Genomic DNA, 18,390 nt, shown 5'->3' with positions numbered 1-18,390 from the left:
GCGTCTCCCCGGCGGGGATAGACCCGTTCAGAGGGTGCTGGTGCCCTGGAGTACGGCGTGGGCGCCGTAATAGAGCCCGATGAAGGCTGCCAGCGCGGCGCCGTACCCGACCGGCGTCAGCGCCAGGTTGCGCAGGCGATAAGGTGCGGTGGCGTTGTCGGCGGCGATCGCCACCATCGCCACGATGATCGGGGCGTGGCCGATGGCGTCGATCTTGCCGAACTCGAAGATCGCCGAGATGAAGGTCGCCGCCAGGAGGATCGCAGAGACACGGCGGACCAGCGGCGTACAGATCAGCGCGAAGGCGAGGACGAACTCCACCGCACCGGCCGCCTTCATGAAGTACTCGCCGCTGAAGCCGAAGGTCATGCCCGGATGCTCGACGAACAGCGGGTACGACCATTGTGGGTAGGCCCACTTCTCCACCGAGGCCCACATCAGGGTGACGGCAGCCGTGTAGCGCACCACGTCGAGGGGACGGATGCCGCCGGGGAGCGAGCGGCCGAGGCCCGTGAGGGCGATGTAGGCGGCCACGCCGAGGAAGACCGGGTAATCGGCGAGGTGGAAGGCGCCGTACTCGCGGATCGCGGTGACGAACAGGACCACGATGCCGAGCGCCGAGAACGGCATCGTGCGGCGCCACAGGAAGCCCACCGCGATGGCGAGTTGGAACCAGGGCAGGGCGGCGTTGGCCGTCTTCAGCTCCGGCGTGAGAATGACGCCGCCCAGGGTCCAGAGGGCGACGAAGAAACCGCCGCAGACGGCGCGGAACAGCAACTCGGTGTTGTCGCGGGCCCAGGCCGTGGCACGGTCCAGGGATCGGATCAGCGCTGCCCCCAGCACCGTCCCCTCGAGCAGCCCCCCGACCACGAGGGCGAGCAGCGAGAGGCCGACCAGTTTCTCGAAATCCGCGCACAAGACCTCGCCGAGGCCGCGCGGTGCACCCGCCAGATCGTAGGCGCAGAACCATTTCACGTGGGCCATCGCGGCATTGGTGCCCGCGACGGTGAAGAAAGCCGTCGTCATCATGACTGCGGTGCGCGGCAGCCAACGTCTTCCGGGTTGCATGGGGAGGCCTTGCTGAGAGAACCGGCGATCGGGGGCTTGCCGGCCCGATGAAAACTACGCGCCTTCGATGCATTGCGGAAGGAAGTTGTTAATGGATCTTAGCGAATGGTTAACTTCGATTCGGAGGATCGCGTCCGCCTGCGCCGTCCGCGCCGAAGGTTCTGATGGTGTTCATCGTCCGCGCCGTCGCCGTGTAACGAATCGATGACGATGCCGCGCGAATCTCCCGGGCCGGCCATGGTTCGCTAACCTTGGAAGCGCTACGGGAAGTCACACCGTCGTCGCACAGGGAGGGGAGCTGTGATCGCCGCCTTGAGCCTGTCGAGCCTCCTTCTGGGGACCGGTCTCTCCTTCGCGGCGACGCGCAGTCCCGCCCGGTCCGAGATCTGCGAGATCTGGTCCGGCCGGCTGCTCATCGCCGGCCTCGGGCTCCTGGGCGCCGGCCTGCCGCTGTTTCGCTGACGGCCGTGGTCCCGGATGCTCAGTTCAGGCGGGGACCGCCCGGAACCTCGGCGCTGAGTGTCCGCAGGAAGGCTAGGAGGTCGCGCTTCTCGGCCTCCGTCAGGCCGATCGGCGCGATGGCGGGCGACCGACTCGGCCGCTCGATCCCGCCGCGGTCGTAGAGGTCGATGACCTCCGCCAGGGTGGCGAGCGAGCCGTCATGCATGTACGGCTCGCGCTCGGCGACGTCGCGCAGCGTCGGGGTCTTGAAGGCGTAGCGCAACTGCACCGAGTTCCGGAAGAAAGCGGCCCGGCCGATATCCTCGCCGGTGCCCACGCCGATGTCGTGGAACGAACCGTCCGTGAAGGTCCAGCCGGAATGGCAGGCGGCGCACCGGCCCTTTCCGTTGAAGACCGCGAACCCCGCCTTCGCGCTGGAGCCGATCGCCGTCTCGTCGCCCTCCACCCAGCGGTCGAAGGGCGCCCGGCCGGAGACGATCGTCCGCTGGAAGGTCGCCAGCGCCATCTGGATCCGCCGCCGGGTGACCGCGGCCCCGGCGGATTCTGGCACCGCGTCCGCCGCTCCGGGACCCCCCGCGAACGCCTCGGAGAAGGCGCGCACGTAGTCGGGAACCCGAGCGAGCCGCGCGATGGCTTCCGCCTCGCGCAGGTTCATGGCGCTGGGGCTGGTGATCGGCGTGAAGGTCACGTCCTCGAGGTCGCGGAACTTGCCGTCCCACCCCAGGATCGGAATCTGGGCCACATCCAGCAGTGTCGGTGTGCGGACCTTCATCGCGGCGCCGGTCTCGCCGATGCCGCGCGGGCGGTTGTCGCTCCAGGACTGGGAGGGGACGTGGCAGGACGCGCAGCTCATCGTTCCCCCGCCCGACAGGATGGGATCGAAGAACAGGCGCCGCCCGAGTTCGGCCTTGGCCGGGCTGTCGGGATTGTCCGCCGGGTAGGGGACCTCCGCGACGCGCCGGTAGGTCTCGCGCAGGGCGGCGAGCCCGTCCGGAATCGTGTCGCTCCGGGCGGAGCGATCCGGGTCGGGCTGGCCGGCCCGGGGGGCGTCGGGAGCCAGGCCCACCGCCGCGACGGCGAGCAGCGCAGCGCCGGCGAGCGCGCCGCTGATCTGTCTGCGCATCGCGATCTCCTGATCAGCCAGCGCTAGGACAAACCCGTTAACGAACCCTCACGGCTGCGCGGGCGGCGCACATGTCGCACCCGGAAGCCCGGAACGTCTGGCGCGAACGTTGCTTAGGCCGCCCCAGCCAGGGATGGCTGCGAAACCCGTCAGGTGCCCTGGGGTCTCAGGCAACCCGGGATATCGCATCGCTTCAGGACGAGAGGCTCGGAATGACGAAATACAAACTCGAGTATATTTGGCTCGACGGTTACACTCCGGTGCCGAACCTTCGCGGCAAGACCCAGATCAAGGAATTCGACGCCTTCCCGACCCTCGAGCAGCTTCCGCTCTGGGGCTTCGACGGCTCCTCGACGATGCAGGCCGAGGGCGGCAGCTCCGACTGCATGCTCAAGCCCGTGCGTCACTTCCCCGATTCCACCCGCAAGAACGGCGTTCTGGTGATGTGCGAAGTGATGATGCCGGACGGCGTCACCCCGCACGCCTCCAACAAGCGCGCCACCATCCTCGACGATGACGGCGCCTGGTTCGGTTTCGAGCAGGAATACTTCTTCTACAAGGATGGCCGCCCGCTCGGCTTCCCGACCGCGGGCTACCCCGCTCCGCAGGGCCCGTACTATTGCGGCGTCGGCTACAAGGAAGTCGGCAGCATCGCCCGCAAGATCGTCGAGGAGCACCTCGACCTCTGCCTCGACGCCGGCATCAACCACGAGGGCATCAACGCCGAGGTGGCCAAGGGCCAGTGGGAATTCCAGATCTTCGGCAAGGGCTCCAAGAAGGCCGCCGACGAGATGTGGGTCGCCCGCTACCTGCTGCAGCGCCTCTGCGAGACCTACGAGATCGACGTCGAGTACCATTGCAAGCCGCTGGGTGCCACCGACTGGAACGGCTCGGGCATGCACGCCAACTTCTCGACCGAGCACATGCGCACGATCGGCGGCAAGGGCTACTTCGAGGCGCTGATGGCGGCCTTCAAGGAGAACCTCGACGACCACATCGCGGTCTACGGTCCGGACAACCACATGCGCCTGACCGGCAAGCACGAGACCGCGGCGATCGACCAGTTCAGCTACGGCGTGGCCGATCGCGGCGCCTCGATCCGCGTGCCGCACAGCTTCGTCAACAACGAGTACAAGGGCTACCTGGAAGACCGCCGTCCCAACAGCCAGGGGGACCCCTACCAGATCGCCTCGCAGATCCTGAAGACCATCGCGTCGGTTCCGACCGCCGGTGAGGCGCAGGCTGCCGCCTAAGTTCTAGGCATTTTCGCGGGCATCCTGCCTGCTTCGACATCAAGGCCTGCCGCTTCACCCGCGGCAGGCCTTTCTTTTTGCCCATTCCTTGGGCTCTGATGGCGCGTGGTGATCACGCGGAGGGGGTCTGAGCCTCGGCGTCGAATTCCAGGGCGAAGCGCGCGCCCGGGCGGCTGATGCAGCGATCGATCCAGGCGTCGAGGACCGGGTCGCCGGGCTTGCCGAACCAGGCATAGGGCGAGTGGAGCAGCAGGTCCGCCGCCGTGAATTGCGCGCCGAACAGGAAGGGGCCTTCCGCCAGCGCTTCGCGCAGACGCTCGCGCATCGCCGCGCCGTCCCGGAAGGTCGCCGCGAGGGCGGGGTGCGAAAGGCCGATGGCTTCGAGGACCATCACCGGCTCGACCACGCCCGCATACCAGGCGAACCAGCCGAGATAGGCGCCGCGCTGCGGGTGCCCGAGCGGGATGTTCAGGCCGGCTTGCGGAAACAGGTCGGCGAGGTGGAGCATGATCGCGCTGCTCTCCCGAACCGCTACGCCGTCATGGACGAGGAACGGAACCTTGCCCTCGGGATGCGGGTTGCGGGGGTCGCGCTGGCCGGAGCCGTCCCGGCGCGGGATGGCGACCCGCTCGATCGCCACCGCATCCAGCGCGTTCAGTTCGTGGAGCAGGGCGACGACGCGGGTCGAGCGGCTCTGGGGGGAATGATAGAGGGTCAGCATGGGGGATGGCTCCGGTTGGCGGTTTCGACGCCCCCGTCTATACCTGAGCTCAACTGCCAGTTTGCGTCAGTTGCGCGATGCCCCGGACCGACCGCCTGTTTCGCCTGCTCCAGGCCCTGCGCATGCTGCCGGCGCCGGTGACGGCCGCGCGGCTCGCCGAGGAGACCGGCGTCTCGATCCGCTCGCTCTACCGCGACATCGACAGCCTGCGGGCGGCCGGCGCCCTCATCGAGGGTGAGCGCGGCTACGGCTACCGCCTGATCGAGGACGGAGCGCTGCCGCCGCAGATCTTCGACCGGATCGAGATCGAGGCCCTGGTGCTCGGTCTCGCGGAAGTGCGGCACATGGGAGACCCGGCCCTGGCGCGGGCGGCGGACGCGGTGCTCGCCAAGGTGGTGGCGACCCTGCCGGACGCGAGCCAGCAGCATCTGCTCCATGCCGTGTCCCGGGTCCGCCGCTCCGAGATGCGCTTTTCGCCCTCGGTCGGGATGGCGGCGATCCGGGAGGGGTGCTGGCGCGAGGAGGCGGTGACGATCCGCTACGCCGACAAGGACGATCGCTTCACCGAGCGCACGATCTGGCCGCTGGCGATCGTCTATCTCGACCGCAAGCTCGTGGTCCTGGCCTGGTGCTGCCTGCGCGCGGGCTACCGGATGTTTCGCGCCGACCGGATCGCGGCCGCCGAGGCCGCCGGCGCGAGTTTCCGGCCGAGGCGCGTCACGCTGCTGCGCACCTATCTCGACGCGCTGGCGCAGGGAGGCTCCGCCGGGTCGGGCGCGTGACCCGCCCGGGCCGGCGTCACGCCCCGAAGATCGACCAGCCGAGGCGCTTCGTCAGCATCTCCAGCGCGATGCGGCCGAGATGCGAGTTGCCGGAGGCGTCGAGCCCCGGCGACCACACGGCGATCGAGGCCCGGCCCGGCGCGATGGCGAGGATGCCGCCGCCGACGCCGCTCTTGCCCGGCAGGCCGACGCGGTAGGCGAACTCCCCCGAGCCGTCGTAGTGGCCGCAGGTCAGCATCACGGCGTTGATGCGCCGCGCCCGCTCGGGCGAGACCACCGAGTGGCCGGTGGCGGGGTTGCGCCCGGAATGGGCCAGGAAGCGCCCCGCCTGGGCGAGCTGCCGGCACGACATGCTGATGGCGCAGTGGTGGAAGTAGACGCCGAGGGTGAAATCCACCGGATTGTCGAGGACGCCGAAGGATTTCATGTAGTTGGCCAGGGCCACATTGCGGAAGCCCGTGCGCAGCTCGGAGGCCGCCACCGCCTCGTCGATGGTGATCGTCGGGTCCTGCGCCAGGAACTGCATGAAGCGCAGGATCTCGCCGAGGGCCTCCCGGGGCTGGTGGCCAGAGAGGATCAGGTCGGTGACCGCGATGGCGCCCGCATTGATGAACGGGTTGCGCGGGATGCCGCGCTCGCGCTCCAGCTGGACGATGGAGTTGAACGGGCTGCCCGAGGGCTCGCGCCCGACCCGGCGCCAGAGCCGGTCGCCCGCCATGCCGAGCGCCAGGGTCAGGGTGAAGACCTTCGAGATGCTCTGGATCGAGAAGGGCGCGTCGCTGTCTCCGCCCGCCGCCACGTGCCCGTCCGCATCGATCACCACGAGGCCGAAAGCCTTCGCGTCGACGCGGGCGAGTTCGGGAATGTAGGTCGCCACCTCGCCCCGATCCGTCCGATCCTGCATTTCGTCCGCGATGTCCCGGACGACGCGGTCGAGTTCGGACGAATCTGTCTGCATCGGATTGTTTCTGAACGGAGGGATCGGAACGGCCCGATCCCGGGCCGCAAGCGGCGGGCCACGCGGGCCACGTCGGCGGGCTCCATGACGGACAGGCGGGGGGGCGGCGCGACCGGCCCAAGCGCGACGGCCTCGATTCGGCCCCTTATTGTTCAGCTTGGAGACAGGATTTCGGAACTATAGACGGGCGTCGATCGCGCTTGATCGTGGTCATGCGTTTGTATCCAATCGTTTCTGGATCGAGTGGCGTGATTTCGGCCTGCATTCGCAGGCTTAAGATCAGATGAATACATTTTTCAGAACGCGTTAAATCGTGCGTCGCTAGCACCGCCGTCGAAATGACGGCGCACCTTCGCACCCCGATCGCGGCCGTCGAGCGATGAGCAGCGATGAGCATTAAGACGAGCGATCCGAACCTCAGCGTCGAATTTCCCGTGCCCGCGGCGGCATCCACCGTTCCGGCACACGCACCCCCCGCGGGGTCCGAACCCGTCGGCATCCCCCTCGAGGCGCGCCGACGGATCGGGCGCAACCTGCGCCTTCTCTACGCCGAAGTGCTGAACCAGCCGCTTCCCGACCGCTTCGACGCCCTTCTCACCGAACTGGCCGCCCGTGGCGAGACGCGAGGATCCTCATGATGACCGCGATGCAAGCCCCGGTCGGCACGCCGCGCGGTGCCGACGACGAGATGCGCGAGCTTCTGCTCGGCGCGATCCCGGCTCTGCGCGCCTTCGCGTTCTCGCTGACCTACGATCTCGACCGCAGCGACGACCTCGTCCAGGATACGCTCGTGCGCGCCTGGACCAAAGCCGACAGCTTCACGCGGGGCACCAACCTCACGGCCTGGCTGTTCACGATCCTGCGCAACCTGTTCTATTCCGAGCAGCGCAAGCGCAAGCGCGAGGTCGAGGATGCGGACGGCACCCTGGCCGGGCGCCTCACCAGCCTGCCGGAGCAGGAGATCCGCGTGGAGATGCGCGAATTCCAGGAGGCCCTCGACGGTCTGCCGCTGAGCCAGCGCGAGGCGCTGGTCCTCGTGGGCGCGCAGAACTTCACCTACGAGGAAGCGGCCGAGATCTGCGGCGTCGCCGTCGGCACCATGAAGAGCCGGGTCAGCCGGGCCCGCGTCCGCCTCATCGAGACCCTTGGCATGAACGGCACCGACGATATCGGCGCCGATGCCGTCACGCGGGCGGCCCTTGAAGCGCAGGCGTGACGGTCGGCCTGGGCCGGCCTCACGCCAGGGACGCCCGCACCGCGCGGGCCACCGCCGCCCGCGCCGCTTCGCTGCGGTCGCCGAGGAGGCGCCGGCCGGAGGCGATCACCTGCAGGGCTTCGCGGCTGCTGCCCTCGCGCAGGGCCACCGCTTCGAGGTCTCGCAGGTACGCGATGACGTCCGCGCGGGCCTGCGTGTTCCGGTTCAGAACCGGCTCCACCCGGGCGGTGACGTCATGCGTCACCGAGGCCCAGAACGCGGCCGATCCGGCAGAATTCTCGTGCATCGTCGATGCTCCTGACATGTCCGGGCATTGATCATCGAGGGTCCGGAACATGGGGGACGCCCGCGCTCCGGACCCTCGACCCCATAGCGGCGTCCGCTCCGGGGATTCAATAACCTTCGTCAAAAGCCGAACGGAGCCGCGTCCGGTTGCTGGCGGCACAGGGGCGTCCTGCTCGGCGACGACCACGCCTCGCCTGCGACCGCGCGAACGGCCGGTGCATTGCGCTGATCCGAGACGTTGCTTTTTGGCTCGCGGCCCGCGCACCCTGGTGCGGCCCGGTCGCCCGTCCGTGGCGGATGCAAAGCCCCCCGACGAGAGGCCCATGGCCCGCAAGCGCGCGCGACCGACGAACGAGATCCTGCTGGAGGCGGCCATGCGCCTCGGCCTGCCGCCCCGGAGCGTCGAGGCGGAGGCCCTGCGACTCCATCTCGGCCTGCCGGAGTTCGGCGGCTTCGTCGAGGATGCGGTGGTGGCCAAGGCCCTGCGCGAGCTGAAGGCCCGGCGCGCCTTCGCGGAGGGTGGGATCGCGGCCCTCAAGAAGACGGTGCCGACCCTGCGCGGCGCGGCGATGCGGGACGGCAGCATCGCCTGGTCCATCCGCACCCTGATCCCCGTCCTCGACGGTGGGCGCCTCGATCTGCGGATCGACGCCGCGCCCGAGACCGGCATCGCCGGCATCCTGGCCGGCATGGCCCATCGCAACGATCCGACCTGGCGCCTCGACGAATTGCGCGCCGCCGTCGCCGAGACCTCGGTGCGGACCGCGAAATCCCTGCGCCGTGCGGTAGAGCGCCTGCGCGATCAGGTGGCCGAGGACCTGCGCGAGGTCGGCGCCGACGCCGTCACCTACATCGACCATCTCGACCGCTCCCTGCGCTCGCGGGCCTTCCTGCTCTCGCCCAACCTCAACCAGTCCCTCACCGACACCCTGAAGGGCGTGCGAGCGCGTGCCCGCAACGTGGCCCGCGAGGATTCGCGCCTGCGCCGCCTGCGCGATCAGGTCGGATTCGGGGCCTATATCGAGAAGTTCACGGCGGCCCGGCGCCTCGGCCGGCGCATCGTCTTCCACATGGGACCGACGAATTCCGGCAAGACCTATGCGGCCCTGGAGATGCTGCGCGCCGCCCCCACGGGCACCTACCTCGCCCCCTTGCGCCTGCTGGCGCTCGAGAACTACGAGGCCCTGGCCGAACGCGGCCTGCGCGCGGGCATGGTGACGGGCGAGGAGACGCTGGGCGACCTCAACCCGACGCACACCGCCCGCACCATCGAGACCGCCGACCTCATCCGGCCCGTCGACGTCGCGGTCATCGACGAAATCCAGATGATCGCCGATCCCGACCGGGGCTGGGCCTGGACCAACGCACTGTTCGGCATCCCCGCCCGCCTCGTGGTGGTCTGCGGCTCGGACGATGCGCTGGCCGCCGTGCGCCGCGCGGCGGAAGCCGCCAACGAGTCCCTCGAGGTCGTCACCTTCGTGCGCAAGACGCCGCTGGTGCTGCAGGAGGCGCCCGTGCCCCTGGAGAAGGTGACGCCGGGCGACGCGGTCGTGGCGTTCTCGCGCCGGGCCGTCCACGAGAACCGCGAGATCCTGGTGGCGGCCGGGCATCGGGTGGCGACGATCTATGGGGCGCTCTCGCCCGAGGTGCGGCGCGCCGAGGCGGCGCGCTTCCGGGCGGGGGAGGCCGACGTGCTCGTCACCACCGACGCCATCGGCATGGGCCTCAACCTCGGCCCCCTGAAGCGGATCGTGTTCTCGGCGGTGCGCAAGTGGGACGGGGTCGGCGAGCGGGCGCTGACCAATTCCGAGATCCGCCAGATCGCCGGCCGCGCCGGCCGCTTCGGACACCAGGACGAGGGCTACGTCGCCGCCGTCGACGAGACAGGGCTGGAGCCGATCCGGGCGGCACTCGCCGGCGCGCCGACGGCGCCCGCCGCCGACACGCGCTTCTTCGTGCGGCCCGACCTCATCGCGATCAATTCCGTGGCCGAGGAGATGCGCACCGACAGCCTGCGGGAGGTGCTGGCGCATTTCGCCCGCGCCACCTTCTATGCCGGCTCGCCGTTCCAGCCCTCGGCGCTCGAAGAAATTCTGGAGATCGCCCGGGTGGTCGACAAGGCGCGACTCCCGATCGCGGAAAAATTCGCGTTCTCGGTCTGCCCGGTGGACCGGCGCGACCCGGTCTCGCTGGGCCTGCTGGAGCGCTGGACCCAGGCTCGCGCGCAGGGCGCCACGGTGCCGGCCCTGCGGGCCAACCTCGCCGGGGAACTCGACTACCAGGAGCGGACGGTGAAGCTCGCCAGCGCCTATCTCTGGCTGTCACGGCGGTTTCCCGAGACCTTCGACGATGCCGAGGCGATGCGGGAGATGCGCGCGCGGGCCAACGGCGCCATCGAGCGCCACCTTCAGGAGACGGCGACCCGCAAGGTCGAGCGCCGCTCACGCCGGGCAAAGGCGGCCGGCTGAGCCGTCCGAATGCGGACCGGCCAGCCAAGGGGAGGGAGGTTCCCTCCCCGGCGCCGATCCGAGGGTTCGTGGAGGCGGGTTCCGCTCAGGCAGACTTGAGGTGTGCGGCGAGATGCTTGTTCATCTCGAACATCGTGCACTTGTCCTTGCCGAAGACCTTCTTCAGCTTGTCGTCGGCCAGGATCTCGCGCTTGTTCTCGGGGTTCTGGAGGTTGTGCTTCTTGATGTATTCCCAGACCTTGCTGACGACCTCGCCGCGCGGCAGGGCGGCGGTGCCGACGACGGCGGCCAGCTCGGCGGAGGGCTTGAGCGGCTGCTGCAGGGCGTTCGGCTTGGCACCGTCACCCTTCGGCGCGGCGACCTTCTTGCCCTTGGCGGCCGGGGCCGGCTTCTCGGCCTCCTTCGGCGCAGCCTTGGGGGCCGCCTTCTCCGCAGTCTTGGTGGTGCTCTTCGCCATGGGATCTTCCTCCGGATGTCGGCGGTGAGTGCCGGTACGCCCACGGCCGGTGGCCTCGCAGCGCATAGCTGCAACAACTAAGCGGTGCTGCGAGCGTTCCAAGGGGATTCCGCTCTTGGGCGCCCCGTCATCCACAGGCGCGACGGCCACGGGCGGGGCTCATCCGCCTTCGAGGCGAGACGAGGCCGGCTCGACTTGCATGAAATCTTGCGCGTCCGCGACCTGTACTTGATGCGCCGGTGGCTCCCGGTGCCGGACCGGACCCTTCCGCGCGGGACGATAAATACGGTTCTATAGCAATGGTTTAACCAGATACCAGCGGGGTCCTGCGGGGGTTCCGCCGGAGGGGGCGGCATCGCTTCGCGCCTGCCGGCGGCGCCCCGCCGAACGCGCTTTTCCCACCGACTGGGTCGGCGCCCGCCCCACGCCGCTGGGGTGACAAGAATTTGTGTGCCCGGGTCAAGAATTGACCGCTCACGAATGCAAGATCTCGCAAGGCCGCTTAGCGCGTCTGCCGGCCGGGCCGGGCGGCGCCCGATTCCGGGACGCGCGGGGCGGTGGCACGACACCGATCCTTAAGGGCGTTCCGCTACGCGGCAATCATGATCCTCATCGCCTTCTCACTCTCCCTGTGCGCGGCCGCCGTGCTCATCGTCGGGCTCGGTGCCGTGGTGTCGGTCGAGACCCCGGCAAACCCCGTCGCGCGCGGGAACGCAGGCTTGGTCTGAGCGCCCGAACCGCCCTGCCCGGCGCCCCGCCCGCGGGGCGCCGTGGGCCGAACCGAGCGCGTGCCTCGGACGTTGCGCCCGGGTTCCTCCAGGTCACGATCGCGCCCGCATGCTCGAATCCACCGTTCCGACCTCCCTCGACAGCACGGCCCACATCATCCAGATCGCGCTGACGCCGATCTTCCTGCTGTCCGGCATCGCGACCCTTCTCAACGTCTTCGGGACACGGCTCGCGCGGGTGGCCGATCAGGCCGAGCGCATTTCGCAGGCGATCGCGGGCGCGTCCGGTCCCGAGCAGCACCGCCTGGCGCACCGCATGAACGCCCTGCGCCGGCGCTCCCTCGCCCTCGACGCCGCCGTGATCCTCGGGGCTCTCGGCGGGGTCGCCACCTGTGGCGCCGCCCTCACCCTGTTCGTTGGGGCGCTGCGGGACGCAACGGTGGCCAACATCCTGTTCCTGCTGTTCGGCCTCGCCATCCTCTGTACCCTGAGCGCCCTGATGGTCTTCGGCTTCGAGATGCTCCTGTCGAGCCGGGGCATCCGCGAGCGTGTCGCGGTGCGCCAGTCCGAGGTGGCCGAGGAGACCGGCGCGCCGATGGACACCCGGCTCTGAACCGGCCCTCCCGTCGCGACGATCCCCTGGAACCGCACCGGCCATCGGAGCTTGTCCGGTCACGCGTCTGCCTTCGCCGGACGCGCCCGACCCAGAGCCGCGAACCCGCAGGAGGAATGCCATGCCGACGGATCTCCCGAACGAGCGCAGCATCCGGCCCGCCGGATCGATGGAACTCGACCCCTCCGCCGAGGGGGTGGCCATCGACGAGACCCCGCGCCTCATCGCCTCGAACAAGGTCGAGGGCACCTCGGCCTACAGCCGCGAGGGCGAGCATATCGGTACGGTCTACAACTTCATGGTCGACAAGGTCTCGGGGCAGGTCGCCTACGCGGTGATCTCGTTTGGCGGCTTCCTCGGCCTCGGCGAGAGCTACCACCCGGTGCCCTGGCGCGCCCTGACCTACAGCGTCGAACTCGGCGGCTACATCGTCGAGATCGATCAGGACACCCTGGCGGGCGCGCCCACCCACGGGCCCGGCGAGGACCCGTTTTCCGATCCGACCTTCGGCACCCGCGTCGACGGCCATTACGGCGGCCGGAAAGTGCCCACGGCTTAAGGATCGATTCCCACGGCCTAAAGGGTCAGCGCTCCGGCGCGGCCGTGATCCGCTCGAAGTCGAGGAGCGCGGTCTCGATCACGATCTGGGTGCGGCTGATCACGTCGAGTTTGCGCAGGATCTCGGAGACGTGCGCCTTCACGGTCGAATCCCCGACCTGGAGTTCGTGCGCGATCTGCTTGTTGAGCTTGCCCTGGCGGATCATGGCCAGCACCCGCAACTGCTGCGGCGTCAGGCTCGCGACCCGCTCGGCGAGGGGCGCCTTGCGGGCGGATGACGCGCCGAGCGGCGCGTTCGGCAGGTTCGCCGGCACCGAGAGGCCCCCCGCCAGCACGTCCGCGATGGCCCGCGTGAGGGTCGACTTGTCGACGGCCTTCGGCACGAACCCAGCCGCACCGTGCTCCAGGGTCTCCCGGATGATGCGCGGGTCCTCGAGGCCGGAGACGACGAGGATGGGGACCCGCGGCACCTGCGCGCGAATCGCCATCAGCCCCTCGAAGCCGGTGACGCCCTGCATCGAGAGGTCGAGGAGGATGATCTCGATGGCGGGCTGGGCCGACAGCACCGCGCAGGCGCTGGCGATGCCGTCGGCCTCGTGCAGGGTCGCGTCGGGGTAGGCGAGGCCCACCGCGCTGGCGAGCGCATCGCGAAACAGCGGGTGATCGTCGACGATGAGGAGATGCATGCCCGTTCCGCCCGGCGGGTGCGCCCCTTTTCCGGGACCGTTCGGTGCCGCATTGCGCGGGAACCGGCCGCCCGACATAGTCGTGTCATCGCGGAGAACCGGGCGTCAAGTCCGGCACCCGTCGATGGGGCGGGAGACGGTACCGTGGCAGAGGGGACGCGGGTGCGCACGCATCTGTGCGGCATCACGACGGCCTGGACCGAGGCCGAGGAGGCCGACGCGGCGATCGCGGAGATCGGCGCGGCCATCGACGGACGCAGCGTCGCGCAGATCGTGGCGTTCTTCTCGGCCGATTACGACGTCGAGACCCTCAACCAGGGCCTCACCGCGCGCTTTCCGGGTGCGGCCATTGCCGGCTGCACCATGTCGGGCGGCATCTCGCCGGCGGGCGGGCTCGATCGCGGCCTCGTGGTGATCGCCTTCCCACGGGAGAACTTCCGCATCGTCTCGACTCTGCTCGACGCCATCGACCATCTCGACGTGGAGCGCACGGCCTCCAGCGTCCGGGCCCTGCGCCGGAGCCTCGACGCCGAAGGGGCCGGAGCGGGTCTGGACCCGGGCACCGGACGACGCTTCGCCCTCTCGCTGATCGACGGCCTCACCAACGCGGAGGAGACGGTGGTCTCGGCCATCGCCTGGGCGCTCGACGGCATTCCCCTCGTCGGCGGCTCGGCGGGGGACGACCTCACCTTCCGCGAGACCGTGCTGCTCCATGATGGCCGCATCCACCGGCGCGCCGCCGTGCTGCTGCTGGTCGAGACGGATTTCCCGATCCAGATCTTCAAGAGCGACAATTTCGAGCCCACCGACACGAAGTTCGTGGTCACCGCATCGGATGACGAGCAGCGCATCGTGCACGAGCTCAACGCCGAGCCGGCGGCGCGGGAATACGCCATGGCGGTGGGGCTCGACCCCGAGCGCCTCTCGCCCATGAGCTTTGCCGCCTATCCCCTCGCGGTGAAGGTGGGCGGCGAGTATTTCTGCCGGTCGATCCGGCGCATGAACCCGGACGGCTCGCTGAGCTTCTTCTGCGCCATCGACGAGGGCGTCGTCCTCACCCTGGCGCGCCCGCGCGACATCGTGGCGGCGACGGGGGCCGAGCTCGCCCGCCTCGAAGCGGATCTCGGCGGCATCGACCTCGTCATCGGCTTCGAATGCGTGCTGCGCCGCCTCGACGCCGAGAGCCGGCAGGTGCGCCACGGCATCTTCGACCTCTATCGGCGCTACGACATCGTCGGCTTCGACACCTACGGCGAGCAGTACCGGTCGATGCACCTGAACCAGACCTTCACCGGCATCGCCATCGGGCGGGGCGAGCCCGGCCGGGGGCCCGGCGCCCGGTGATGCTGCGTCCACCCGATTCCGCGAGCCCCCCGCTGGACGCGGACGAGGCGCGCCGGCGCATCGCCAAGCTGGAGCGGATCAACGCCGCCCTAATGGCCCATGTCGAGCGCAGCATGGACCAGCAGGGCGGGGCCTACTCGCTGTTCCAGACCGCCACCATGCTGGAGGGCCGCGTCCGCACGCGCACCGAGGAACTGACCGGGCTGATGCACCGCCTGGAGCGCTCCAACGCGGCCCTGGTGGCGGCCAAGGAGGAGGCCGAGAATGCCAACCGCTCCAAGACCCGCTTCCTGGCGGCGGCGAGCCACGACCTTCTCCAGCCCCTCAACGCCGCGCGGCTCTCGGCCTCCGCGCTCGCCGACCTCGCCCTGGGCCCCGAGGCGCTGGCGATCTCGGGCCAGATCGAGCGCGGGCTCCAGATCATCGAGGACCTGATCAAGACCCTCCTCGACATCTCGAAGCTCGATGCGGGCGTGGTGCGCCCGGCGATCAAGCCGGTGGCGCTCACCGACCTGCTGGCCGGCATCATTGCCAGCTTCCGGCCCTTCGCCGAACGCAAGGGCCTGCGTCTCTCCGTGCGCGGCCCCGACCTCGTGGTGGCGAGCGACCCACTGCTGCTCCAGCGCATCGTGCAGAACCTCGTCTCGAACGCGATCCGCTACACCCGGCGGGGCGGCGTGCTGGTGGCGATCCGCCGCCGGGGGCAGGCCTCCGGGGAGTCCTGCCGCATCGAGGTGTTCGACACCGGCTGCGGCATCGCGCAGGCCGAGCACGACCTCGTGTTCGAGGAATTCTTCCGAGGCGGCGCGGAGGGGGAGGGGGGCGAGCCCGGCCTCGGCCTCGGCCTCTCCATCGTGCGCCGGATGACGCTGGCCCTCGACCATCCCCTCGAACTCGCCTCGCGGGTCGGGCGCGGCACCCGCATGGCCCTGACCCTGCCGGTGAGCCGGACGGCTCCGGAGCGCACGGTGACACCGTCACCCGTGACGACCCGGCTCACGGGTGCGCGCGTCCTCGTGGTCGAGAACGACCCGCCCACCGCCGACGCGCTGGAGCGCCTCCTGCGGGCCTGGGACGCCGAGGTCTGCGTCCACCGGGATCTCGCCGGGGTCGAGGCGGCGCTGGCCGCCGGCATGAATCCGCCGGACCTGCTGGTGCTCGATTACCACCTCGACAACGGCGCCTGCGGCCTCGGCGTGGCGGCGCATCTCGAAGCGCGGACGGGCCTGCGCCGCCCCGTCATCGTCACCACCGCCAACCATTCGCCCGAGATCGAGGCGGAGGTCGCCGCCCTGGGGGCGCAACTCGTTCACAAGCCGGTGCGCCCGGCGCAGCTGCGCGCGCTCCTCACCTACTTGCTGGCCTGACGATGACGCGGTGCACAGGATGGTTCGCGCAAGATTATTTTGAATAATCTCGACGGGGTCCGAGGCATTGGCTCGGCACCGCGACCGCTTGCGAATGCGCCGTGAAATCTTTTTCAGGCGGGCCTCCAGTTCAGTTTGACGCTTCATTGAAAAATTTGCAGCGCACCAAGATAAAATTGCATCGCAGCGACACTTGTCATGCCCTTGCGAAGCTTCGCGCGGGACTTTACGCTTCCGCCCCAGAACAAGACTTCCCCATGCGCGCGTCCCGGCAGGATGAGACCTATCGTGCCACGCCGCCGCGGGGATGCGGAGGACGACCCGTTCATGAAGAAAAACAAGGTCATCACGGCCGGCGAGGCGATCGCGCTGATCCGGCACAACGACGTGGTCACCACGACGGGCTTCGTCCAGAGCTGCATCCCCGAGGCGCTGCACGCCGCCCTGGAGACGCGCTTCGTCGAGACCGGCGCCCCCCGCGACCTCACCCTGATCATGACGGCGGGGGCGGGCGACAGCAAAGGCCTCGGCACCGGGCGCCTGCATCACGAGGGCCTGCTGAAGCGTGTCATCGCCGCCAATTTCGGCCGCATGCCGAAGGTCGCCAAGGCCGCGCAGGAAGACAAGATCCTGGGCTACAACCTGCCCCAGGGCGTGATCTCGCAGCTCTACCGGGCCTGCGCGGCCGGCCAGCCGGGCCTGTTCTCGAAGGTGGGGCTGCACACCTACGTCGATCCGCGTCACGGGGGCGCGCGCGTCAACAGCGTGACGCAGGACGAGATCGTCAAGCTCGTCGAGGTCGATGGCGAGGAGTGGCTGTTCTACACCGCCACCAAGATCGACGTCGCCTTCATCCGGGGCACCTCGGCCGACCCCTCGGGCAACATCTCCTTCGAGAAGGAGGCCCTGACCCTCGATTGCCTCGCCCAGGCGATGGCTGCCCGCAACAATGGCGGCATCGTCATCGCGCAGGTGGAGCGCATCGTCGATGATGGCTTCCTGCTGCCCAAGGACGTGCGCGTGCCCGGCATCCTGGTGGATTGCGTGGTGCTGGCCGAGCCCGAGATGCACCGCATGAACTACGGCGTGCAGCACGACGCGGCGCTGGCCGGCCAGATCCGCGTTCCCGTCAGCGGCATGAAGAAGATGCCCCTCGACGCCCGCAAGGTCATCGCCCGGCGCGCCGCCTTCGAACTCCCGCCGAACGGCGTCGTCAACCTCGGCGTCGGCGCGCCGGAAGGCATCTCGGCGGTGGCCAACGAGGAGAAGGTCACCCCCTACATCACGCTGACCACCGAGGCCGGCGCGGTGGGCGGCGTGCTCGCCTCCGGCTCGAGCTTCGGCGCGGCCACGAATGCCGACTGCGTCATCGACCAGAACCAGATGTTCGACTTCTACGACGGCGGCGGCCTCGACATGACCTGCCTGGGTCTGGCCGAGTGCGACCAGCATGGCAACGTCAACACCAGCATGTTCGGCGGGCGCCTCAACGGCTGCGGCGGCTTCATCAACATCAGCCAGAACGCCCGCTCGGTGGTCTTCGCCGGCACCTTCACGGTGGGCGGCCTGGAGACCGTGATCGAGGACGGCAAGCTGCGCATCGTCACGGAAGGCCGCTCGCAGAAGTTCCTGCCGCAGGTGGAGCAGATCACCTTCAGCGGCCACTACGCGCAGATGCGGTCGCAGCCGGTGATCTACGTCACCGAGCGCTGCGTCTTCCAGCTTACCGACGAGGGCCTGGAGCTCATCGAGGTGGCGCCCGGCATCGACATCGAGCGGGACATTCTGCCCCATATGGGCTTCCGGCCGATCATCAAGCAGCCGATGCCGATGGATGCCCGCCTATTCCGCGAGGAGCCGATGGAACTCCTCGCCGACCTCCTCAACCTCAACCTGGCCGAGCGGGTGAGCTACGATGCCGAGCGCAACATCCTGTTCGTGAACCTGGAGGGCTGGCACGCCCGCGCCAAGAGCGACCTCGACGACCTGCGCCTGGTTCTCGTGGGCGCCTGCAAGAAGGCCGGCCAGCGGGTCAACACGGTCGTCAACCACGACGGGTTCCGCATCAACGAGAACCTATACGACGACTACGCGCACATGATCCAATATCTGCAGGCGAACTACTACCTCACCACCACCCGCTACGCGACCAGCGCCTTCCTGCGCCTCAAGATGGAGGAGGCACTGACCCGGCGCGGCGTCGCGCCCCACGTCTTCGAGCGCAAGGAGGATGCCCACGCCTTCCTGGACGGCGCCGGCAAGATCCGGCGCGCCTCCACGGCGATCGCCTCGGCGGCGTGA

19 protein-coding genes are annotated in these 18,390 nt (G+C 69.3%); 12 read left to right on the top strand and 7 right to left on the bottom strand.

The annotated features are described in order from the left end of the window. Nucleotides 1-27 precede the first annotated feature (27 nt). Nucleotides 28-1,029 (bottom strand): hypothetical protein, encoded by a 1,002-nt coding sequence (locus MKK58_RS19230; protein WP_243913862.1) that lies wholly within the window; start codon nucleotides 1,027-1,029, stop codon nucleotides 28-30. Nucleotides 1,030-1,368: 339 nt separating this feature from the next. On the opposite strand from MKK58_RS19230, the gene MKK58_RS19225 reads away from it, so the two are divergent. Next, nucleotides 1,369-1,530 carry a hypothetical protein gene (locus MKK58_RS19225; protein WP_243913860.1) on the top strand — a complete coding sequence of 54 codons (162 nt, stop codon included), beginning with the start codon at nucleotides 1,369-1,371 and terminating at the stop codon, nucleotides 1,528-1,530. Nucleotides 1,531-1,549: 19 nt separating this feature from the next. Here the strand turns inward: MKK58_RS19225 and MKK58_RS19220 are convergent, their stop codons facing one another. Beyond that, the gene (locus MKK58_RS19220) at nucleotides 1,550-2,653 is read right to left on the bottom strand and encodes a cytochrome-c peroxidase (RefSeq protein WP_243913858.1); all 1,104 of its coding nucleotides are present in this window, start codon (nucleotides 2,651-2,653) and stop codon (nucleotides 1,550-1,552) included. Between the two features lie 212 nt (nucleotides 2,654-2,865). On the opposite strand from MKK58_RS19220, the gene MKK58_RS19215 reads away from it, so the two are divergent. Further along, nucleotides 2,866-3,906 carry a glutamine synthetase beta-grasp domain-containing protein gene (locus tag MKK58_RS19215; protein WP_243913856.1) on the top strand — a complete coding sequence of 347 codons (1,041 nt, stop codon included), beginning with the start codon at nucleotides 2,866-2,868 and terminating at the stop codon, nucleotides 3,904-3,906. 112 nt (nucleotides 3,907-4,018) lie between these two features. Here the strand turns inward: MKK58_RS19215 and MKK58_RS19210 are convergent, their stop codons facing one another. Continuing rightward, on the bottom strand, nucleotides 4,019-4,627 hold the full coding sequence (locus tag MKK58_RS19210; protein WP_243913854.1) for a glutathione S-transferase family protein: 609 nt from the start codon (nucleotides 4,625-4,627) through the stop codon (nucleotides 4,019-4,021). A 77-nt stretch (nucleotides 4,628-4,704) separates the two neighbouring features. Here MKK58_RS19210 and MKK58_RS19205 point away from each other — a divergent pair, with 77 nt between their 5' ends. Then, nucleotides 4,705-5,409 carry a helix-turn-helix transcriptional regulator gene (locus MKK58_RS19205; RefSeq protein WP_243913852.1) on the top strand — a complete coding sequence of 235 codons (705 nt, stop codon included), beginning with the start codon at nucleotides 4,705-4,707 and terminating at the stop codon, nucleotides 5,407-5,409. Between the two features lie 16 nt (nucleotides 5,410-5,425). Here the strand turns inward: MKK58_RS19205 and MKK58_RS19200 are convergent, their stop codons facing one another. After that, nucleotides 5,426-6,367, bottom strand: a complete 942-nt coding sequence (locus MKK58_RS19200) for a glutaminase (RefSeq protein ID WP_243913851.1) — start codon at nucleotides 6,365-6,367, stop codon at nucleotides 5,426-5,428. Nucleotides 6,368-6,756: 389 nt separating this feature from the next. Here MKK58_RS19200 and MKK58_RS19195 point away from each other — a divergent pair, with 389 nt between their 5' ends. Both MKK58_RS19195 and MKK58_RS19190 read left to right on the top strand, forming a co-directional pair. After that, on the top strand, nucleotides 6,757-7,005 hold the full coding sequence (locus MKK58_RS19195) for a NepR family anti-sigma factor (RefSeq protein WP_243913850.1): 249 nt from the start codon (nucleotides 6,757-6,759) through the stop codon (nucleotides 7,003-7,005). Then, nucleotides 7,005-7,583, top strand: coding sequence for a sigma-70 family RNA polymerase sigma factor (locus tag MKK58_RS19190; protein WP_243913892.1), 579 nt, complete (start codon nucleotides 7,005-7,007; stop codon nucleotides 7,581-7,583). The genes MKK58_RS19195 and MKK58_RS19190 overlap by 1 nt, the downstream gene beginning before the upstream one ends. A 19-nt stretch (nucleotides 7,584-7,602) precedes the next feature. On the opposite strand, the gene MKK58_RS19185 is transcribed toward MKK58_RS19190, so the two are convergent. After that, entirely contained in the window at nucleotides 7,603-7,869 is a 267-nt protein-coding gene (locus MKK58_RS19185) for a hypothetical protein (RefSeq protein WP_243913849.1), read from the bottom strand. A gap of 322 nt (nucleotides 7,870-8,191) precedes the next feature. Here MKK58_RS19185 and MKK58_RS19180 point away from each other — a divergent pair, with 322 nt between their 5' ends. Beyond that, nucleotides 8,192-10,336, top strand: coding sequence for a helicase-related protein (locus tag MKK58_RS19180; RefSeq protein WP_243913848.1), 2,145 nt, complete (start codon nucleotides 8,192-8,194; stop codon nucleotides 10,334-10,336). 85 nt (nucleotides 10,337-10,421) lie between these two features. On the opposite strand, the gene MKK58_RS19175 is transcribed toward MKK58_RS19180, so the two are convergent. Beyond that, a complete protein-coding gene (locus MKK58_RS19175) occupies nucleotides 10,422-10,793 on the bottom strand; it encodes an SWIB/MDM2 domain-containing protein (protein WP_243913847.1) in 372 nt (123 codons plus the stop codon). Between the two features lie 602 nt (nucleotides 10,794-11,395). Between MKK58_RS19175 and MKK58_RS26885 the strand changes: the two genes are divergently transcribed. The 3 genes from MKK58_RS26885 to MKK58_RS19165 all read left to right on the top strand — a co-directional run bounded on the left by MKK58_RS26885 (nucleotide 11,396) and on the right by MKK58_RS19165 (nucleotide 12,693). Continuing rightward, on the top strand, nucleotides 11,396-11,521 hold the full coding sequence (locus tag MKK58_RS26885; protein WP_279578455.1) for a hypothetical protein: 126 nt from the start codon (nucleotides 11,396-11,398) through the stop codon (nucleotides 11,519-11,521). 109 nt (nucleotides 11,522-11,630) lie between these two features. Then, nucleotides 11,631-12,134 (top strand): DUF2721 domain-containing protein, encoded by a 504-nt coding sequence (locus MKK58_RS19170; protein ID WP_243913845.1) that lies wholly within the window; start codon nucleotides 11,631-11,633, stop codon nucleotides 12,132-12,134. Nucleotides 12,135-12,255: 121 nt separating this feature from the next. Then, a complete protein-coding gene (locus tag MKK58_RS19165) occupies nucleotides 12,256-12,693 on the top strand; it encodes a PRC-barrel domain-containing protein (RefSeq protein ID WP_238280250.1) in 438 nt (145 codons plus the stop codon). 25 nt (nucleotides 12,694-12,718) lie between these two features. On the opposite strand, the gene MKK58_RS19160 is transcribed toward MKK58_RS19165, so the two are convergent. Then, a complete protein-coding gene (locus tag MKK58_RS19160; RefSeq protein ID WP_243913844.1) occupies nucleotides 12,719-13,378 on the bottom strand; it encodes a response regulator in 660 nt (219 codons plus the stop codon). 144 nt (nucleotides 13,379-13,522) lie between these two features. Between MKK58_RS19160 and MKK58_RS19155 the strand changes: the two genes are divergently transcribed. The 3 genes from MKK58_RS19155 to MKK58_RS19145 all read left to right on the top strand — a co-directional run bounded on the left by MKK58_RS19155 (nucleotide 13,523) and on the right by MKK58_RS19145 (nucleotide 18,390). Continuing rightward, nucleotides 13,523-14,722 (top strand): FIST N-terminal domain-containing protein, encoded by a 1,200-nt coding sequence (locus MKK58_RS19155; RefSeq protein WP_243913842.1) that lies wholly within the window; start codon nucleotides 13,523-13,525, stop codon nucleotides 14,720-14,722. Then, nucleotides 14,722-16,089, top strand: coding sequence for a hybrid sensor histidine kinase/response regulator (locus MKK58_RS19150; RefSeq protein WP_243913840.1), 1,368 nt, complete (start codon nucleotides 14,722-14,724; stop codon nucleotides 16,087-16,089). The genes MKK58_RS19155 and MKK58_RS19150 overlap by 1 nt, the downstream gene beginning before the upstream one ends. Before the next feature lie 327 nt (nucleotides 16,090-16,416). Beyond that, complete coding sequence (locus MKK58_RS19145) at nucleotides 16,417-18,390, top strand: acyl CoA:acetate/3-ketoacid CoA transferase (protein WP_243913839.1); 1,974 nt, start codon at nucleotides 16,417-16,419, stop codon at nucleotides 18,388-18,390.

The sequence above is a fragment of the Methylobacterium sp. J-078 genome (assembly GCF_022829285.1).
Taxonomy (GTDB): domain Bacteria; phylum Pseudomonadota; class Alphaproteobacteria; order Rhizobiales; family Beijerinckiaceae; genus Methylobacterium.
Note: the sequence above shows the minus strand (reverse complement) of the source record. Positions and strands in the feature narration are given on the sequence as shown.